General features: G+C 35.0%; 22 protein-coding genes. 11 read left to right on the plus strand and 11 right to left on the minus strand.

Annotated elements, in window-relative coordinates; all coding sequences use genetic code 11:
- Positions 1-66: 66 nt before the first annotated feature.
- From fabG to yceD, 6 genes are all read right to left on the minus strand, one after another.
- Positions 67-801 (minus strand): 3-oxoacyl-ACP reductase FabG, encoded by a 735-nt coding sequence (gene fabG / locus Q0794_RS03695; RefSeq protein ID WP_298940193.1) that lies wholly within the window; start codon positions 799-801, stop codon positions 67-69.
- A gap of 2 nt (positions 802-803) precedes the next feature.
- Positions 804-1,745 carry an ACP S-malonyltransferase gene (gene fabD / locus Q0794_RS03700; protein WP_298940194.1) on the minus strand — a complete coding sequence of 314 codons (942 nt, stop codon included), beginning with the start codon at positions 1,743-1,745 and terminating at the stop codon, positions 804-806.
- A 101-nt stretch (positions 1,746-1,846) separates the two neighbouring features.
- Positions 1,847-2,806 (minus strand): beta-ketoacyl-ACP synthase III, encoded by a 960-nt coding sequence (locus Q0794_RS03705; protein WP_298940195.1) that lies wholly within the window; start codon positions 2,804-2,806, stop codon positions 1,847-1,849.
- Positions 2,799-3,839, minus strand: coding sequence for a phosphate acyltransferase PlsX (gene plsX, locus Q0794_RS03710; protein ID WP_298940196.1), 1,041 nt, complete (start codon positions 3,837-3,839; stop codon positions 2,799-2,801). Before plsX ends, Q0794_RS03705 begins: the two co-directional genes overlap by 8 nt.
- Before the next feature lie 9 nt (positions 3,840-3,848).
- The gene (gene rpmF, locus Q0794_RS03715) at positions 3,849-4,019 is read right to left on the minus strand and encodes a 50S ribosomal protein L32 (protein WP_025562454.1); all 171 of its coding nucleotides are present in this window, start codon (positions 4,017-4,019) and stop codon (positions 3,849-3,851) included.
- Positions 4,020-4,037: 18 nt separating this feature from the next.
- Positions 4,038-4,559: a 23S rRNA accumulation protein YceD gene (yceD, locus tag Q0794_RS03720; RefSeq protein WP_298940197.1), complete on the minus strand. Its 522-nt coding sequence runs from the start codon at positions 4,557-4,559 to the stop codon at positions 4,038-4,040.
- A gap of 136 nt (positions 4,560-4,695) precedes the next feature.
- On the opposite strand from yceD, the gene Q0794_RS03725 reads away from it, so the two are divergent.
- The 3 genes from Q0794_RS03725 to Q0794_RS03735 all read left to right on the plus strand — a co-directional run bounded on the left by Q0794_RS03725 (position 4,696) and on the right by Q0794_RS03735 (position 6,718).
- Positions 4,696-5,277, plus strand: a complete 582-nt coding sequence (locus Q0794_RS03725; RefSeq protein ID WP_298940198.1) for a Maf family protein — start codon at positions 4,696-4,698, stop codon at positions 5,275-5,277.
- A gap of 325 nt (positions 5,278-5,602) precedes the next feature.
- Positions 5,603-6,013, plus strand: a complete 411-nt coding sequence (locus Q0794_RS03730) for a hypothetical protein (protein WP_298940199.1) — start codon at positions 5,603-5,605, stop codon at positions 6,011-6,013.
- A 441-nt stretch (positions 6,014-6,454) separates the two neighbouring features.
- Positions 6,455-6,718 carry a glutaredoxin gene (locus tag Q0794_RS03735; protein ID WP_298940201.1) on the plus strand — a complete coding sequence of 88 codons (264 nt, stop codon included), beginning with the start codon at positions 6,455-6,457 and terminating at the stop codon, positions 6,716-6,718.
- Positions 6,719-7,086: 368 nt separating this feature from the next.
- Here Q0794_RS03735 and uvrB read toward each other — a convergent pair whose 3' ends face one another.
- Complete coding sequence (gene uvrB / locus Q0794_RS03740) at positions 7,087-9,111, minus strand: excinuclease ABC subunit UvrB (protein ID WP_298940203.1); 2,025 nt, start codon at positions 9,109-9,111, stop codon at positions 7,087-7,089.
- A 2,199-nt stretch (positions 9,112-11,310) separates the two neighbouring features.
- Here uvrB and Q0794_RS03745 point away from each other — a divergent pair.
- Positions 11,311-11,580 (plus strand): hypothetical protein, encoded by a 270-nt coding sequence (locus tag Q0794_RS03745; RefSeq protein ID WP_298940204.1) that lies wholly within the window; start codon positions 11,311-11,313, stop codon positions 11,578-11,580.
- Here the strand turns inward: Q0794_RS03745 and Q0794_RS03750 are convergent, their stop codons facing one another.
- Positions 11,581-11,760, minus strand: coding sequence for a hypothetical protein (locus tag Q0794_RS03750; protein ID WP_298940205.1), 180 nt, complete (start codon positions 11,758-11,760; stop codon positions 11,581-11,583).
- A gap of 885 nt (positions 11,761-12,645) precedes the next feature.
- Here Q0794_RS03750 and Q0794_RS03755 point away from each other — a divergent pair.
- Positions 12,646-13,230 (plus strand): YajG family lipoprotein, encoded by a 585-nt coding sequence (locus tag Q0794_RS03755; protein ID WP_298940207.1) that lies wholly within the window; start codon positions 12,646-12,648, stop codon positions 13,228-13,230.
- Positions 13,231-13,339: 109 nt separating this feature from the next.
- Entirely contained in the window at positions 13,340-13,888 is a 549-nt protein-coding gene (locus Q0794_RS03760) for a peptidylprolyl isomerase (protein ID WP_298940209.1), read from the plus strand.
- Positions 13,889-14,064: 176 nt separating this feature from the next.
- On the opposite strand, the gene minE is transcribed toward Q0794_RS03760, so the two are convergent.
- The 3 genes from minE to minC are packed head-to-tail and all read right to left on the minus strand — an operon-like array spanning position 14,065 to position 15,907.
- Positions 14,065-14,331: a cell division topological specificity factor MinE gene (gene minE / locus Q0794_RS03765; protein WP_160062789.1), complete on the minus strand. Its 267-nt coding sequence runs from the start codon at positions 14,329-14,331 to the stop codon at positions 14,065-14,067.
- A gap of 1 nt (position 14,332) precedes the next feature.
- Positions 14,333-15,145 (minus strand): septum site-determining protein MinD, encoded by an 813-nt coding sequence (gene minD / locus Q0794_RS03770; RefSeq protein WP_298940216.1) that lies wholly within the window; start codon positions 15,143-15,145, stop codon positions 14,333-14,335.
- 18 nt (positions 15,146-15,163) lie between these two features.
- Positions 15,164-15,907 (minus strand): septum site-determining protein MinC, encoded by a 744-nt coding sequence (gene minC, locus Q0794_RS03775; RefSeq protein WP_298940217.1) that lies wholly within the window; start codon positions 15,905-15,907, stop codon positions 15,164-15,166.
- A gap of 126 nt (positions 15,908-16,033) precedes the next feature.
- On the opposite strand from minC, the gene Q0794_RS03780 reads away from it, so the two are divergent.
- From Q0794_RS03780 to Q0794_RS03800, 5 genes are read left to right on the plus strand one after another with little or no spacing between them, the layout of a single operon-like run.
- Complete coding sequence (locus Q0794_RS03780; RefSeq protein ID WP_298940219.1) at positions 16,034-16,324, plus strand: YcgL domain-containing protein; 291 nt, start codon at positions 16,034-16,036, stop codon at positions 16,322-16,324.
- Entirely contained in the window at positions 16,321-17,346 is a 1,026-nt protein-coding gene (locus Q0794_RS03785) for a lytic transglycosylase domain-containing protein (protein ID WP_298940222.1), read from the plus strand. The genes Q0794_RS03780 and Q0794_RS03785 overlap by 4 nt, the downstream gene beginning before the upstream one ends.
- A gap of 44 nt (positions 17,347-17,390) precedes the next feature.
- A complete protein-coding gene (locus Q0794_RS03790; protein ID WP_298940224.1) occupies positions 17,391-17,831 on the plus strand; it encodes a YcgN family cysteine cluster protein in 441 nt (146 codons plus the stop codon).
- 25 nt (positions 17,832-17,856) lie between these two features.
- The gene (arsC, locus tag Q0794_RS03795; protein WP_298940226.1) at positions 17,857-18,207 is read left to right on the plus strand and encodes an arsenate reductase (glutaredoxin); all 351 of its coding nucleotides are present in this window, start codon (positions 17,857-17,859) and stop codon (positions 18,205-18,207) included.
- A gap of 46 nt (positions 18,208-18,253) precedes the next feature.
- Positions 18,254-18,631 (plus strand): DUF2069 domain-containing protein, encoded by a 378-nt coding sequence (locus Q0794_RS03800; RefSeq protein WP_298940228.1) that lies wholly within the window; start codon positions 18,254-18,256, stop codon positions 18,629-18,631.

Here is an 18,631-nt window from a genome sequence, read left to right on the forward strand (position 1 = left end):
TAATCAATAAATTAGTAGAATATCTATCTTTTTTTAGCTTAGTTGCTTAACAGAGTTTGTCAACAACTAGACCATGTACATACCACCGTTAACGTGAATTGTTTCACCGGTGATATAAGCAGCACTTTCAGAAGCTAAAAACACAACTGTAGCAGCGATTTCTTTCGGGTCGCCTAAACGACCAGCAGGTACATTTGTTAATGTTGCAGCACGTTGTTCTTCATTCAATGCTTTTGTCATATCAGTTTCAATGAAACCTGGCGCAACTGTATTCACAGTAATACCACGACTTGCAACTTCACGCGCTAATGATTTAGTAAAACCAATTACACCTGCTTTTGCTGCAGCATAGTTAGCTTGACCAGCATTACCCATTGTACCCACTACTGAACCAATATTAATAATTCGACCAGCACGCTTCTTCATCATAGGACGAAGTGCCGCTTTACTCAATTTAAAAATAGGCGTTAAGTTAGTACCGATAATGTCATCCCATTCTGCATCTTTCATGCGCATTAATAGGTTGTCACGTGTGATACCAGCATTGTTAACTAATACGTCAACACTACCGAATTCTTTCTTAATCTCAGCAAATAGTCCATCTATTGATTCTGTTTCAGTTACGTTTAATACAAAACCTTTACCTGCATCACCTAAATATTCACTAATAGCAGCAGCGCCACTTTCGCTAGTTGCTGTACCTAGTACCGTTGCACCTAATGCAACAAAATTTTCTGCAATTGCACGTCCAATACCACGACTTGCACCTGTTATTAATACTACTTGATCTTGCATACTCATTATTATTCTCCTTTAACAGCAGCTAATGCAGCCGCTAAACTTGCTGTGTCATTAATTGCTTGTGCCGTAAAACTTTTATCAATGCGGCGAACTAAGCCACTTAATACTTTACCTGGGCCAGCTTCAACTTGTAAGTTGATACCTTGCTCTGCGATTTTAACGATAATATCTGTCCAGCGAACTGGGCAGTATAATTGACGCACTAAGGCATCTTTAATTTTGTCAGCATCTGTTTCAATGGCTACATCAACATTATTAATAACAGATATTGTTGGTGTATTAAATTTTACTGTTTGCAATGCAATGGCTAATTCATCTGCAGCTGGTTTCATTAATGCACAATGAGAAGGCACTGAAACAGGTAAAGGTAAAGCACGTTTTGCACCCGCTTCTTTACATAAAACACCAGCACGTTCTACTGCATCTTTATTACCTGCAATAACCACTTGGCCAGGCGAGTTAAAGTTAACAGGAGAAACAACTTCACCTTGTGCAGCTTGTTCACAGGCAGCTTTGATTTCAGCATCACCTAAACCAATGATAGCGTACATTGCACCAACACCAGCAGGCACTGCTTGTTGCATTAATTGACCACGAAGCTCTACTAATTTTAATGCGTCTTTAAAGTCGATAACACCAGCACAAACTAACGCAGAGTATTCACCTAGGCTATGCCCGGCAATCGTCGTTGGTTGTTCACCACCGACTTCAGCCCAAACACGCCAAACAGCGACAGATGCCGCTAATAATGCAGGTTGAGTTTTATCTGTTTGGTTTAAAGCTTCTACAGGACCATCTTGGCATAATGCCCAAAGATCATAACCTAGCGCATCACTTGCTTCTTTAAATGTATCAATAACAACAGGATAAGTAGATGCTAGATCAGCTAACATACCTAAGCTTTGTGAACCTTGGCCAGGAAAGGCAAATGTAAAGTTTGTCATTTTTAATTCCTAAATTTTCTATTAATATTTTTGTAATGGCTCTGTAATATTTTTAAAATAAACTTATATAAATACTAAGTTCTATAAGCCAAATTTATCAGCTACATTACGACCAGCGCGCTGCCCCAAGTAAAACCACCACCAAATGCTTCTAATAGCACTAATTGGCCCGGTTTAATTTGTCCACTTCTTACTCCCTCATCAAGAGCAAGTGGGACTGATGCAGCAGAAGTATTCCCATGTTTATCAAGTGTTAAAATAACCTGATCCATAGACATACCTAGCTTTTTAGCCGTTGCAGCAATAATACGTTGGTTAGCTTGATGTGGCACTAACCAATCCAATTGATCTTTTTCAATATTGTTAGCTGCTAATGTATCAACGACAACTTGGCTTAATTTTTTAACAGCGACTTTAAAGACTTCATTACCCGCCATTGATAAATATGAATTAGTCAACGTATCTGGTTTACCTCTCTCAACATTAGGTAATTTGAGTAACTCTCCAAATCGACCATCAGAGTTGATATGAGTAGATAAGATACCTGGTTCTTCTGTTGCAGTTAAGACAACGGCCCCTGCACCATCACCAAATAAAATAATAGTACTTCTATCTGTAGGATCACAAGTATTCGCTAATGCATCAGCACCAATCACTAATATATTTTTTGCACCGCCTGCTTTAATGAAATTATCTGCGATACTTAGTGCATAAGTGAAACCCGCACAAGCAGCTGACACATCAAAAGCAGGAATATCATATATACCTAACAAATCTTGTACTTCACAAGCAGCTGAAGGAAAAGCATTATGGTTACTTGTGGTTGCCACAATAATTAAATCTAAGTCACTTGCTTCCAAGTTCGCCGCTTGTAAAGCTTGCTCTCCAGCTTGTTTGCCCATGAACGCGATCGTTTCTTGTTCATTAGCAATACGACGCTCTTTTATACCAGTACGTACAGTGATCCATTCGTCACTTGTATCAACCATCTTTTCCAAGTCTTGGTTGGTGCGTACTGCTGTTGGTAAATAACTACCCGTACCTATAATTTTGCTATTCATGTGATAAACAATCTCGCTCTGCTAAGACAGATTCCAACCTTGCGCTAATGCAAGCAGGTATCTGCCATTGAATTTCTTTAATCGCTTGTTCTATTGCATAAGTAAATGCTTCTACATTTGCACTACCATGACTTTTTACAACAATGCCGCGCAACCCAATCAAACTGGCACCATTATACAGATCTGGATGCAAATGTTTTAATTGGTTTTTTATTATTGGATTCAATAACTTACTAAGAAAACGACTATACCAAGTTGCATTCATCGCTTTTTGTAATTGATCCAAGAATACCCGCCCCATTCCTTCATAACTTTTCAGTGCGATATTACCACTAAAGCCATCGGTGACGACGACATCCGCACGACCATCGAACAACTCGTTAGCCTCTATATAACCGATATAGTTTATATATTCAGTATTAGACAACAAATTTGCACAATGTTTTATCGTCTCATTACCTTTATTGATCTCACGACCCACATTTAGCAATGACACGCTTGGAGAACTTAATTGCTCAACTTTTTCACACAATACACTGCCCATTAATGCAAAGTTAAACAATGTATCACACCCACATTGAAGGTTAGCCCCCAAATCCATTAAGTAACTATGTCCACCTCGGTTATTAGGTAGCGCAGAGACTAATGCAGGACGCGAAATACCGTCTAGTGTTTTTAAAGTGTGCTTAGCTAATAGCATAAGCGCGCCTGTATTGCCGGCACTAACACAAGCATCGGCGTCACCATTAGCCACTAATTGTAACGCAACGAGCATTGAAGACTGAATGCGATGACGTAACACAGAAACTGGATCATCTTCCATTGATATGTTTTCTGGCGCGTGCATAAATTTAACTCGAGGGTGTTCAAGTAACTGATATTGCTTTAATAAAGGGGATATTATTTGGTTATCACCGACGATAGTGATGTATAAGTTGGGGTGTAATTGTAAGGATTTAAAACTGGCAGGTAAAGAAATATGGGGGCCAAAATCTCCCCCCATGGCATCAAGCGCAATGGTAAAGTTACGCAAAGTAATAACTTACTTTTCGATGACTTTTTTGCCTTTGTAGAAGCCGTCAGCAGTAACGTGATGACGACGGTGAGTTTCACCAGAAGTACTGTCAACAGTTAAAGTTGGTGCACTTAGTGCATCATGTGAACGACGCATACCGCGTTTTGAAGGAGTCTTACGACTTTTTTGTACTGCCATTTTAAAAATTCCTGCTTGTTACTTGAGCTTTAGCTGAGCTAGCGCATCAAATGGGTTAGGACGTTCTTGTTCTTCTTCAATTTCGCCAAAGCTACTTTCGTAGTCACTGTATTTACAATCCTCAATTGCATGCATCGCAATCTGTGGAAGAGTTAATAACAGTTCGTCTTCAACTATTTGGTGAAGATTTACCTCCCCATTTTCATCGTAATAAATGGGTTCATAAACGTCTGGTAAATTATTTTCCTGTTCTTTATTAAGAACGGGACAATACGTAAATTCAGCTTCACACTGATAAATCATAGGCTCATTGCACCGTTGACAAGTGAGTTCTACTGCGACGCTTGCTTTACCATTGAATATTTTCAGTTTTTGCTGATCAACATCAAAGGCAAAATAAGTATCGATATCAGATTGAATACTGATTGTTGACTCTATTAATCTGCTTAATAAAGATTTGTCTAGGCTAGCTAGTATCTCTAATCTGTTATTAGCAGCGCGAACAGAATCAACGCTAATCGGTAGTTTAACCTTTTGCATGGTGGCGAATAATATAGATAGAGTTCAATATAGTCAAAGAAAAAGCGTTATTTTTATTAAGTTTTTATTCAGCTATCGCTTTATTCTTTGGTTGTCCTTAAAATAAACTTATTTTTATACTTAAGTAAGGTTCATTATGCCACAAAAGCTAGTGTTAGCATCGACTTCACCGTTTAGAAAACAGCTGTTAGAAAAACTCCATTTAGACTTTTCCACAGCTAACCCACAGGTTAACGAAGATGAATTGCCTGGGGAAACGGCCGTTCAATTAGTAGAAAGGCTAGCCATTGCAAAAGCACAAGCAGTCGTTAAAGACTTTCCGGATGCCTTAATCATAGGATCAGACCAAGTTTGTTTAAATAACGGTAAAATATTAGGGAAACCCGGTAATTTTGAAAATGCCTTTAAGCAATTAAAAGCAGCCAGTGGCCAACATGTTACTTTTTATACGGGACTTGCTGTTGTTAATAGTCAAACAGGTCAAGTGCACTCTTTAGTTGAACCCTTTGATGTGTATTTCCGTGAATTATCAGATCAAATGATCACTAACTACCTTAATAAAGAACAACCTTATAATTGTGCAGGCAGTTTTAAAAGCGAAGGGTTTGGTATTAGTTTATTTAGTCGCTTCGAAGGAAAAGATCCTAATAGCTTAATTGGTCTTCCCCTTATCTCTTTAATTGAATTGCTAGAAAAAGAAGGTTTAGCTGTACTTTAATTACGCTAGATAATATGGCTCATTAGATTAAATGAGAGTAACCAATAGACAATGAGTAGCATTAGGTATGAATTATATAAAGTATAGATTCGCCTCTTTCTACTCATCAAATTAAGTTAACTAACCTCAATTCTGGTTAACGGAAGCGAAAGGTTATTTTAAATCATATCGTTATAAAAATTTATTATACAATACTGCTAGTTGTGCGTAGTTCAAGGCAAATTATTGAAGCAATAACTGGTTATTGGGAAATAATTTAACGAAGAAACTCGCTCAAATAGTGGTGTTGTATCGCTTTTCTTATCCAGAACTGAGGTTAACTACTATGACACAAGAAACACTTCCCATTAAAATCGTTGCCGATCAAAGCTTTTCCAGCGCACTGACACCTTTATTAAATAAATTAGAAATGTGGATTAACTTTCAAGCATTAAAAGCAAATTGGTATGGCGATAACGCGTGTATTTTATCTTTTCATTTTACATTAGTGAGATCACTTACAGAGGACCTACCATTTATAAATAATGAAGTGAGTCTAGAAGCCAATAAAGAGGATTGCATTATTGATAACAATGTAGCCTATTGTTATCAACAAAAAAACTTAACCACCACAGCATATATTGCCGTTACTGATTTAATCAAAACAAAAACCAATATCGAATCTGAAATTAAAAAACGTTTAATTCAAGTCACTAATAGCATTGCTAAAAAACATGCTTTAAGGCCATTAGGTTAGCCTTTTAGTTGCTACCTCTACTCTATTTGCTAATAGGTAGGCAAAATCCGAATAATAACCAAAGTAAACAGACTCATTCAATATCCTCTCTTTTTCACTTGCCTTAATATAATCCGCCAACTGACGATTATATTGTCATAGAGAATGAATACCATAATAAATAATCACTAACATTTATTGCTTAAAACAATCATTTGGACATATGGGGGCAACATTTAGACATTTGGTTGCCTTTATCACTGATCGATACCTTATATTAATGCCATAAATACTGCACATTTAATAAATTCAGCTTTATAGCTATCGACTGATTGTAGACATTAACTTGGTTTTAACTTCGTTATGAAATGATTAAATTAAATGGAACAGAGTATTTCACCCATATCTATCAATTACTTAGCTTTAAAATAAAAAATAGACTAATAAACATTAAGGAACAACATGACGTTATCACAAACACAACCAAAATCGATGTCACTTTACTATTATGACGCTTGCCCTTTTTGTGCAATGACCCGTAAAGCAATCCAAAAGTTAGGGGTTAGTATTGAGCCAAGAAATATTCAACAAAATAATCAACATCGAAGCGATTTGATTCAAGGCGGTGGTAAAAAACAAGTGCCTTGTTTACGTATTGAACATAGCAATGGTGAAACGCAATGGTTATACGAATCGAGTGATATTGTTAACTTTATATCGCAATAAATGTTATTAATAAATATTTCAGCTTAAATCTTTAATTAAGGCAGATTCAACCTTAAAGTGCATAACGAGTTAACGCTGAAAATTTAAAGTATCATTCGATAAGAATTAATCTTATGTTTATTTTGCTCATCAAAACAAACATAAGATTTAAATGACACTATCGAGTAAAAGTCTCCACAATACTATTAACAATTCCTCACTAATAAATCGTTACAATAAAGACACTGTTTTAGTCCTTACTATAATGAACACCAGTGCAATGAATAATGCTCTAGTAAATAGCTTTGTGGTAAGGAATGCTTTCTATAACAACATTTTTTATAACAACATTTTTTATAATAGTGTTTTCTATACCAAGGTCTCTCGAATTATCCTACCGATAAAAGCCGCTCATGTAACTTTGTCACTTGGTCACGTAATTGTGCCGCTTTTTCAAACTCCAAATCTTTAGCAAAAGCAAACATCTGTTTTTCAATTTTTGCGATCTCTTTTAAGATATCTTGCTCTGTACGTAATGGTTTCTTAGCATTATATGAACCACCGTTTTCAGCTACATTAATAGGGGTAATATTACTTTTCGGTTGAGGTTTTTGCCCTAACTGCATGACATCAGTGACTTCTTTCGATAACCCCTTAGGCTCAATACCATTGGCTTTATTAAAGTCATCTTGCAGTATTCGCCTATCTTCCGTGACTTTAATGGCTTTACGCATGGAATCAGTAATTCTATCGGCATAAAGAATCGCTTTACCTTCTAAATTACGTGCCGCTCTCCCCATGGTTTGAATAAGAGAACGTTCTGAACGTAAAAATCCTTCTTTATCTGCATCCAAAATAGTCACTAAAGAGACTTCAGGAATATCTAACCCTTCTCTTAATAAGTTAATACCGATCAGTACATCAAATATCCCTAAGCGTAAGTCTCGGATAATCTCAACTCGCTCGACCGTATCAACATCAGAATGTAAATAACGTACTTTAATACCATGTTCACTTAAGTATTCTGTTAAATCTTCTGCCATACGCTTAGTCAATGTTGTCACTAAAACACGTTCATTTTTTGGAACACGAATATTAATTTCAGAGAGTAAATCATCGACCTGGGTGGCCACTGGACGCACTTCGATAATCGGGTCTAATAAACCGGTTGGACGAATGACCTGTCTAATAATATCCCCCTGTGATTTATTGATTTCATAATCACTCGGGGTGGCAGAGACGTAAATCGTTTGCGGCGCTAATTTTTCAAACTCTTCAAATTTTAATGGACGATTATCCAACGCAGAAGGTAAGCGAAAACCATAATTTACTAAGTTTTCTTTACGAGATCGGTCACCTTTATACATCGCGCCAATTTGTGGCACAGTGACATGACTTTCATCAATGACCAATAATCCATTGCTAGGCAAGTAATCAAATAAAGTCGGGGGCGCTTCCCCTATTCCACGACTAGATAAATAGCGAGAGTAATTTTCAATACCCGAGCAGTAACCTAATTCATTCATCATCTCTAAATCATACAAAGTACGTTGTGAAATACGTTGTTCTTCTATCAGCTTATTTTCAGCTAAGAAAGTTTTCTTACGATCTTGTAACTCTTCTTTAATACCCTCTATCGCTTTAAGAATTTGCTCTTTAGGCGTTACATAGTGCGTTTTAGGAAAAATGGTAGTGCGGGACAGTTGCTCGATTTGTTGACCTGTTAATGGATCAAACACACTAATATTTTCAACTTCGTCATCAAATAACTCAATTCGAATCGCTTGTTTTTCTGAATCTGCAGGGAAAATATCAACCACTTCGCCACGCACACGGAAGGTACCACGGCTTAACTCTGTTTCATTACGAGTGTATTGAATATCGACTAAACGTTGTAAAATTTCTCTACTAGAAATGATTTCACCCACGCTAATATGCAACATCATCTTTAAATAAGACTGTGGGTCACCTAAACCATAAATAGCAGACACAGAGGCGACTAACACCACATCATCGCGCTCTAATAATGCTTTGGTTGCCGATAAGCGCATCTGTTCTATATGAGCATTTACAGCAGCATCTTTTTCTATAAAGGAATCTGAACTAGGAACATAGGCTTCTGGTTGGTAATAGTCATAATAAGAAACAAAATATTCCACTGCATTGTGAGGAAAAAAAGCTTTCATCTCACCATACAATTGCGCAGCCAGTGTTTTATTGGGTGCAAGAATTAAAGTCGGTTTATTTAATTTAGCAATCGTATTCGCCAAGGTAAATGTTTTACCGGACCCTGTTACCCCTAGCAACGTTTGAAACGCAAGACCTGACTCTATGCCTTCAACTAGTTTTTCAATCGCTTGTGGTTGATCTCCAGCGGGAGAGAAAGGACAAACTAACTCAAACGGTTTACTCATAGATCCTCATTATATCTCTTAGTTTAGTCCTTAATCTTACCATTACTAATGAGCAACAGTAGGCTGATTTTTTAAAATAATATATTCATAAAAATTAAACTCATTGAGAAAGCTCATTTAGGAAACTAAGGAAAATAGAGCTTATAGCAGTATCCAATGCCGAACCTACCCTTTCTATTAACAAAAATGCTACAAAATAGTCATAAAATGCCTTTAATGTTAATAAAAAATGTTCAGTCGCCTAACAGGCATAGTGTATAAATTGAATATATTCATCAAATATACCGTTCAATAAATAAGCAATCAAGATTCCTTAAAGGAAAGCTTTGTCAATATAAATAAATAGATTTATTCCTGATATATTCACAGAAATCTATTGACAAGCTAAAAAACAAAAGGGATATTGAAGGTATAGTTAAAAGGCTAAAAAAAACTACTTGACGATTATAACCACTTGAAAAACAAAGGTTATTTTTTACGGTTAAAAATAACTCTATTTAACCAGAGCCAAGTCATATCAAGGGTTTCAGAACGATCTTCATTAACTTCCCACAGAGTTATCCACAGAAAAAGTGGATAACCATCGCTAGCCTAGATTTCATCAGTGTTACAGAAAGATTAAGTTAATATGACGGAGATCTCAGTTCGCAGTTGGTTAAATATTTTTTCACAAAATGTGCAATGAGGTACTTTCAGTCTTTCCAATCACTAAGTGGTATATTTTAAGGTATACACAATGATATACATCATAAAAAGAAATGATTGTTTTTACTTTAGTAAAAGAATTGAAGGTAAATTGTTCAGGATGGCACTACGCACAAAGAGACGTCTAGTTGCTAATAATATTATTCAATATTGTAATTGATAAAATTGAGGGATCGCGTGTGTGTATTAAAGTTTTAAAGTTGATCATTGAAGAAGAAATTAACCGTGTAATTGATAGAACCACAGCTTTGATAAGTATTTTAGTCAGCACTTCTCACCTAACAGTTTTCATAACCATAATTTACAACAATCACCTATCGACTGCGGTATTAAAGAGCAACCTGTTTTAGATTTTGATGACTGGATTAAAGACGATATTAAACCAATAGGGTTAAGACATGATATTAAGCAGTGGTTAATTGATGAGGGGTATATGAAAAAGATTTAGTAGAACAATCAACCTTGATTACTTTATTAAATAAGTATGTGTCTTCTATTAAGGAAACGCCTACTACCGAGCTTAAAAGCAAAGGTTTAACCTATAGACAAGCTTTGGATAAATATAAGTCCATAACGACAGCTATCTTTATAAAACCGAGAAAAGACACCTATTAAGCTTTTATAGCCTAATGCATGTATTTATGACGAGCTTAGTTAGTAATGTGCGGCTGATACGATTATTAACAGTGTTGTTGGCCACAAGCAAACTTCCACGAAAGATCAGTATATTGATGTAATGAATATTGATTTAAGAGAGTTGGATAAAGTGATTCAACTCATCCCAAATAAATCATAATTTAAGATTAAAAGTCAGCATTTACAGATGCTGGCGGCTATTTAGTAAAAAAACAAAAAATAAATTACAATTATTATTAAGACAATAAATGCAATTTAGAGGTAGGAAGAAAAAGAAAAATAGTTATTGCAATTTGCATAAAACAGACCTCACTTACAGCATTTTGTTAGTAACCACTAACCGTAATAAAGCATGCCAATTTGTCCACAATTTTATCCACTAACCTAGTAAAAGTTATCCCTTGAAATTATTCTAATAAACGTTATCTTGTGTCCATTGTTAAAGAGTAACACTACATCTTGTACTATTTAAACAAATGTATAGTTTTCTTAAGCAAAAAAAAAGCCCACATAGTGAGCTTTATTTTTGAATGATATTAATTTTCGGTAGGACGAAAATTAAAGGAATCTGAGTAGAAGGCCAGAGCCAATTACAGATTAATTATATCAATAACTGATGCATATAATACACTTTTGTAATTTTCATTCAATACCTCGCCAAGCTTCCTTCTTAATATTTTAAAGGAAAATAATGAATGAAACTTTCAATTAATTTAGAGATCGACCGATTAGTTCTCATCAAAGTAATGCAGATTACTTATATGATTATTGCATTGTTAGTTATGTAACTATTGAATACCCGAGAAATTATTCTCGGGTATTCTTTATCACTTTAAAACTCAACATAATTGTGATGGTGTGCGTGGTGGTACTGCAAAAGGTTATATACCAGTTATGCGCAAATTTAATACTGTCGATAAAATAATTACTAATACACTGAATATCTTTTCAATTTATTCATCTACTGAAAGTAACAAATTCAGTTTTATAACGGCATTAGTACTAAATATGGTTAAAAGTAGAGTAGAAAATTTAGATATAGTAATTGAAAGATATGGGAAAAGATTAAAAGTTACTTCTGATAAGAAAGATCATCATACACTGAAGCGTCAGAGTACAGGGCTTTAATTAAACTATATTTTGGTAATAAAACGTTGTCATAGGATGTTGCACTAACTGAGGAATAGTTCGAGCTTTAACATATTTCCACCCTGCTATTAATTGTTTTTGAGTAATGTCATCATCATATAAAGTGTTGTGCTCAAACTCTTTAGCAATATATTCAACAAATTCCTGTAACACTAACAACAATCCATCCTTACCATATTCATTGAAAAACACTGATACGGGGGACTATTGGTCACTTATAAACGTTAGTAATGTATCAATAGTAATTGGACTACTTAACGATATCAGAGGCGAATACATACCAATAGTTTCTAAATCTTCGCTACCATATCCGCTATTTATAAGGAAATTATAAGCAACTTCTACATGAATACCGTTTTTATGTGTTAAGGAATGAAATCATTCATTAGGCATCCTCATCCATTGCTAACCATTAGGTTACTGTCAGGGGGTGGTTTAGGCGCTCGTACATGCTGTGTAGTGGTGCAGTGAGATTAAAAAGAATTGCATAGTAGATCGTCTAAAGTTAAACCTATCTTACCTTCAAATATATAATAAGCTTTTAGTATTAACATTCTTTTATTGAACAACTAGAGTTCACTATTTAGACAGAAAAATTCAAATTAACAAATGATACGTATTACGATTTATAAAACCACATACTGCTATATACTATTTTTCAGATAACTTTTATAGGTTTCTTAATTCACAGGAAAGCCTGCACTAACACCATTGAAAAAGTGGATAACCATCGCTAGCCTAGATTTCATCAGTGTTACAGAAAGATTAAGTTAATATGACGGAGATCTCATCTTATAAAAAACCAGTAATATTGATCATATTTTACATAAAATGTTTTTATAAACTCATAGACACATTTATTTATTGAAAGTGGAAAATAATAGGTATTAATGAGAAAAAACAGCTTATTTTATGCTAAATGTCACTTTTAAAATTATTGGGGATGAAAATTAAAGCAATTAATCACAACAGATAGATTTATTAATTCGCTTCAATAATAGGTTTGTTATGATGTGTTTTTAATTCTCTTATTAGGATCTTAAAATGTTTAACGCTTTTTTCAAATCATTATTAGTCATCACCAGTTTATTAACATTAATCAGTTGTACTTCGACCCCTTCTTATACCAATATAATGCCTGAACTTAATATTGAAAAAGGAGCTTATACCTATACAAATCCACAGCCTTGGGTGATTAATAGCCAAGATGAACGAGTAGCACGACATTTGATCGAAATAGTTGATGGCGATAATGTTGCACAACTCATTAATGAACAACAATCATTACGTTTATTAATTGAAAAAAGTTTAACTAAAGCTTGGTCAGATAATCAATTAAAGATCGATCATATCAGTGATTACAAGGTTGACATTAAATTAGTTAAAGCACTTGCTACCGTGACAGAAAATACAGCTAGCTACGATGTATCATCACAAATGATGATTAAAGTAGCATTAACGCACCAAGGTAAGTCCTTCATCAAATTATTTCGTTCAAATAAACAATGGGATGCCGCTTTCTCAGCGAATGTTGCCAATATTACTAAGCGCATGAACAAGCAATTATCACTTTTATTGACTCAAATAGTTGAAGATCAAGAGCTCAATGAACAAATGCAAGCGTTTTAATTAGCGATTATGTTAGAAACTTTCCTAACAACAAATTAGTATCACTAGGATTTTAAAAAAACCATTTAAAAAAATACTTAAATATAAAGACAAAAAACAAGGAATCACCATGAAATACATTACGGCATTCATTTTATTATTAACAAGTCAGTTAGCACTAGCAGCCAATCCAAGTATGGTGATTGACACTAACCAAGGACAGATAACGGTCGAGTTATATCCTGAAAAAGCGCCTAAAACGGTGGCTAACTTTTTAGCTTACATTAAAAGAGATGAGTTCAAGGAAACAACCTTTCACCGTGTTATTGAAGGCTTTATGATCCAAGGGGGTGGCTTCTTAGCATCAGGTCAACGTTTAGAAACGTTAGCGCCTATTCAGAACGAGTCTAAAAATGGATTAAGCAATGAACGAGGTACTATTTCAATGGCACGTACTGGCAACCCTCATTCAGCTTCACGTCAGTTTTTTATTAATCAAAAAGATAATTCATTTTTGGATGCGGGCGCTAATAAGTGGGGTTATGCAGTATTCGGTAAAGTAACAATGGGCTTAGAGGTGGTTGATAAAATCGCTAAAGTTAAAACGGCAGCACAAGATAAACCCGTCCAACCGGTTATTATTAACAGCATTACATTAGTGAAAAACACCGATAAATAACGCGTTAATAAATAACATTACAAATATAAAAAATGCGACAAATAGTCGCATTTTTTATAGTAAAATTAAAAGCTGTAAGGTCTTTAGATTAATCACTTAACGCTGAATAAAGTAATTAAGCTATCGATAGCACTATCAATAAGAGCTATCAAGCATCAATAAGCATGATTGATAACTTACTTTAGTTTAGGCAATGTTACATTAACTTCTAATACTGACATGTCATCATCTGCTTTATCATTAAATTCACATTTAACATCTTCAGACGAAATATCCATATATTTACGAATAACAGCGACTAACTCTTTTTGTAGCTCAGGCATGTATGAAGGGACATCAAAACTAGAGTGCTCATGAGCAACAATAATTTGTAAACGATCTTTTGCTAACTTCGCTGTACCTTTTTTAGGTTTGTCCTTTCTAAAATATTGTAATAATCCCATCTTACCCTCCAAATATACGGCTTAAAAAGCCTTTCTTTTCAACAGTAACAAAACGTAAATCACGTTGGTGACCTAACAGTCTATCTACTGCATCTTGATAAGCTTTACCGGCATCACTTTCTTGATTCAATATTACTGGTTCACCTAAGTTAGATGCGCTTAATACATCTTTAGATTCAGGAATAACACCTAACAAATCAATACCTAATAACTCATCAATATCTTCAATGCTCAACATTTCTTCACGTTCAACACGTTCAGGGCTATAACGTGTGATTAACAAATGTACTTTAACTGGGTCCATTTGTTTTTCTGAACGGTACGACTTGCTTGATAACATACCTGTAATACGATCTGAATCTCGAACAGATGATACTTCAGGATTAGTGGTTACAATCGCTTCATCTGCAAAATACAATGCCATCATTGCACCTTGCTCAATACCTGCTGGTGAATCACAAATAATGTATTCAAACCCATCCGCTTTTAACGCTTCAATAACTTCAGCAACACCTTCTTGCGATAAAGCATCTTTATTTCGTGTTTGCGATGCAGGTAAAATATAAAGTGTGTCGACACGTTTATCTTTTACTAATGCTTGTTGTAAATTTGCTTCACCGTTAATAACGTTAATCAAATCGTAAACAACACGGCGTTCACAGCCCATGATCAAATCTAAATTTCTTAAACCGATATCAAAATCGATGATCACGGTTTTAGCACCTGTTTTAGCTAAACCAGTACCAATAGCTGCACTACTTGTTGTTTTACCAACACCACCTTTACCAGACGTGACAACAATTACCTTTGCCATATAACTTTCCTTTGTATTTTAAATTTTATTTAAACTTGAAAAGACCATATTCTGATCTTCTAAAGAAACAGAGCAAGAGGTTGACCACATATCCTCTGGTAATGTTTCACTTAATTTATAAACACCCGCGATTGATACTAATTCAGGCTCTAATACAGTACAGAAAATAGCCGCACCAGTGTTACCCATGGCACCCGCTAATGCTTTACCTCTCAGCGTTCCGTAAATGTGAATATTGCCATCTGCAATCACTTCGGCACCTGCGCCTACATCACCACTAATAACCAAATCACATTCTTTAGCATAAATCTGCTGGCCTGAGCGAACTCGGCCACTATGCACTTTCGTTTTCACTTCACCTGGAACAAAAGATTCTTCTGGCGTCGCTTCAGTGCTTTCTTTAATGTCTTTTGTTGAATCTGCATCCTGTTCTGATTTTTGCTCAGTAGGTGCAGTTTTAACGATTTGTCTTTTCGAACCATGCAATACAGCAATCGAATATTGACTTGCTTGTTGTTTTTGCTGTTCTGACACTTTGCCTGTAATACCTGTCAAAATAAAACCATGCTCTTCAACGGTTTGTTGTAGTTGTGAAAAATCAATATTTAATGAAGATTCTACAATATTAACAACCATCGGTGTTTGAGCAAAAAATTCAGGGGCCATTAACCGTCTTTTATTTAATTCATCGGCTAACTCTGAAAGTGATTCACTCTCCAGGTTTACTACTAACAAGGTAAAATTTAACGATTTTAACGTCATAATTGTCCTTTCTAATTAAATCTTTATTATTTGACATAAAATTCAGTCAATTTCTATAAAAAATAAATGCTTATGCATGTTATAGTTTGCATCAACATTAGGCAAGCAAAGGGCTAGATAAGTATTATGTTATGTGCTGTATATAAAAGTATCCGTAAACCACAAACCTATATTTTTGTTGCAAAACGAGATGACTTTTCTCAAGTCCCTACTCCTTTGCTAGAACAATTTGGGCCACCACAATTAGTTTCTATATTAAATATCAAAGAAACCACAAAAATGGCGATAGCAGAGGCCTCTAGAGTGATAAAAGAAGTCACTGACTCAGGGTTTTATTTACAGTTACCACCACCACCTATTGATTATTTAAAAGACCATAAAAATCGCAAATTACAGCAATTGGAATCAGAGTCATGAAAACAATTAATTTATTTTCCAAAAACATCAACTTTATTCTAAAAAGTTTATCTATTATCACTTTATGTAGTTTTTCTACAAGTAGTTTTGCAAACACCGAGCGTGACATTTCATTTACTAAATATGTAGACGATCTTAAAAAAGAAGCAATCGAGTCAGGTATTGATGAAAATACAGTCAATAATGCTTTTAAAGAAGTTAAGTTTTTACAACGTAGTGTTTCTTCAGATAAGCAACAACCTGAATTTAAAATGACATTAGATACTTATATTCCTAGAGCTGTACCTGATTGGAAAATTAAACAAGCAAGAGCCGCTTACAAAAAGCATTATCACTTGCTACAAAAAATCGGTAAAGAATACGGAGTACAACCGCGCTTTATTGTTGCTTTATGGGGTATCGAAACTAACTTTGGTCGTTTAACAGGACGTCACTATGTTATTTCATCTTTAACAACGATGGCTTATGAAGGTCGTCGTGAAACGTTATTCAAAAAACAATTATTTGCAGCACTGACTATCCTAGAACAAGGCCATATTACCCAAGATAAATTTATTGGTTCATGGGCTGGTGCAATGGGACAAGTACAATTTATGCCAACGTCATACTTAAATTATGCCGTTGACTACGATGGTGATGGTAAAAAAGATATCTGGAATACGCCTGGTGACGTTTTTGCATCAGCGGCCAACTACCTTAAAACCGAAGGTTGGGACGATAGCCATATATGGGGACGTCAGGTTAGATTACCTGATAATTTCGATATTGAACTAGCAGGTATTAAACAGCAAAAATCATTAGTAGAGTGGCAAGCTTTAGGCGTTCGTCGATATGAAGGGCAAGACTTACCTAACGTAGAATTACAAGCTTCTATTGTTATTCCCGATGACAGAAATGGGCGGGTTTATCTTGTCTATAATAATTATAAAGTATTGATGCATTGGAACCGTTCTTATTATTTTGCGACAGCAGTAACTTACTTATCTGAACGCATTGCATCACCGACAATTGTAGTTAAGTAATAGTTATAAAGTAATCGTAGTTAAGTAAGAGAAAAGAGTAATAAATGAATAATTTCTGGGAAACTAAAACACTATCACAAATGTCTCAAAATGAATGGGAATCACTTTGTGATGGTTGTGGTAAATGCTGTCTTAATAAAATAATTGATGATGAAACAGAAGAATTACATTTTACCAATGTAGCTTGTCATCTTTTGCATACAAAAACTTGTCGATGTAAAAAGTATGAAAATCGATTAAAAATAGTGCCTGACTGCGTCAAAATATCATTGGATGATGTTGAACAATTTCATTGGTTGCCAGCAAGTTGTGCTTATAAACGATTAATTGAAGAAAAACCATTACCTGAATGGCACCCTTTAATAACAGGCAGCCAGTCAGCTATGCATAAAGGAGGTCATTCAATTAGAGGTAAGATTGTTTCAGAAACGCAAGTTGACCCAGATAATTTAGAAGATTACATTGCTATTTGGCCTGCTGAATAAAGACTTAATATAATACGAGGTTGTTATGACAGATATTACTTTTTACCACAATCCACGTTGCTCTAAAAGCCGTGAGACATTAGCGCTAGTCGATAATGATAAAAATACCGTTGATATAATAAAGTACTTAGAAACCCCACCGTCAGTGGACACAATTAAAACACTTATTTCACAATTAGGTTTTGACTCTGCACGACAACTAATGCGCACAAAAGAAACGTTATATAAAGAACTAAGTCTTGCTTCAGAGCATGATGAGTCGGCTTTAGTAACCATTTTACAAGCAAACCCGAAACTCATTGAACGTCCGATTGTAGTGGCAAATGGAAAAGCGGCTATTGGCCGCCCGCCTGAATCAGTACTCGCGATACTTTAGTGTAAACTTCGTTTTTTATTAATAGCATTAACGATAAAGGGATTAAATGAACACCTTACATTTTCAACGTATTGCACAATGTGGATATTTTGGCTTATTAATATTGGTTCCTTTATGGCACCTTTATTTATCACCGCCTCCTTTGGGTATTAGTCCTGTATTAATAACGCTAATCTGGTTAATACCATTGCTATGCCCATTAAAAGGGATTGTTCAAGGTAATCCTTATACCTATGCATGGAGTGGTTTTATATCACTTATTTACATCATGCACGGCAGTGTCATTATCATGGGCAACGATCAGGAACTTTGGTTAGCGATTATTGAATTTATATTAGCGAGTTTATTTTTAGCGGGTAACATTTACTTTGCGAAATACCGAGGGATAGAGCTTGGGTTAAGTATTCGTAAAAAAAAGAAATAA

The sequence above is a fragment of the uncultured Psychromonas sp. genome (assembly GCF_947489755.1).
Taxonomy (GTDB): Bacteria; Pseudomonadota; Gammaproteobacteria; order Enterobacterales; family Psychromonadaceae; genus Psychromonas.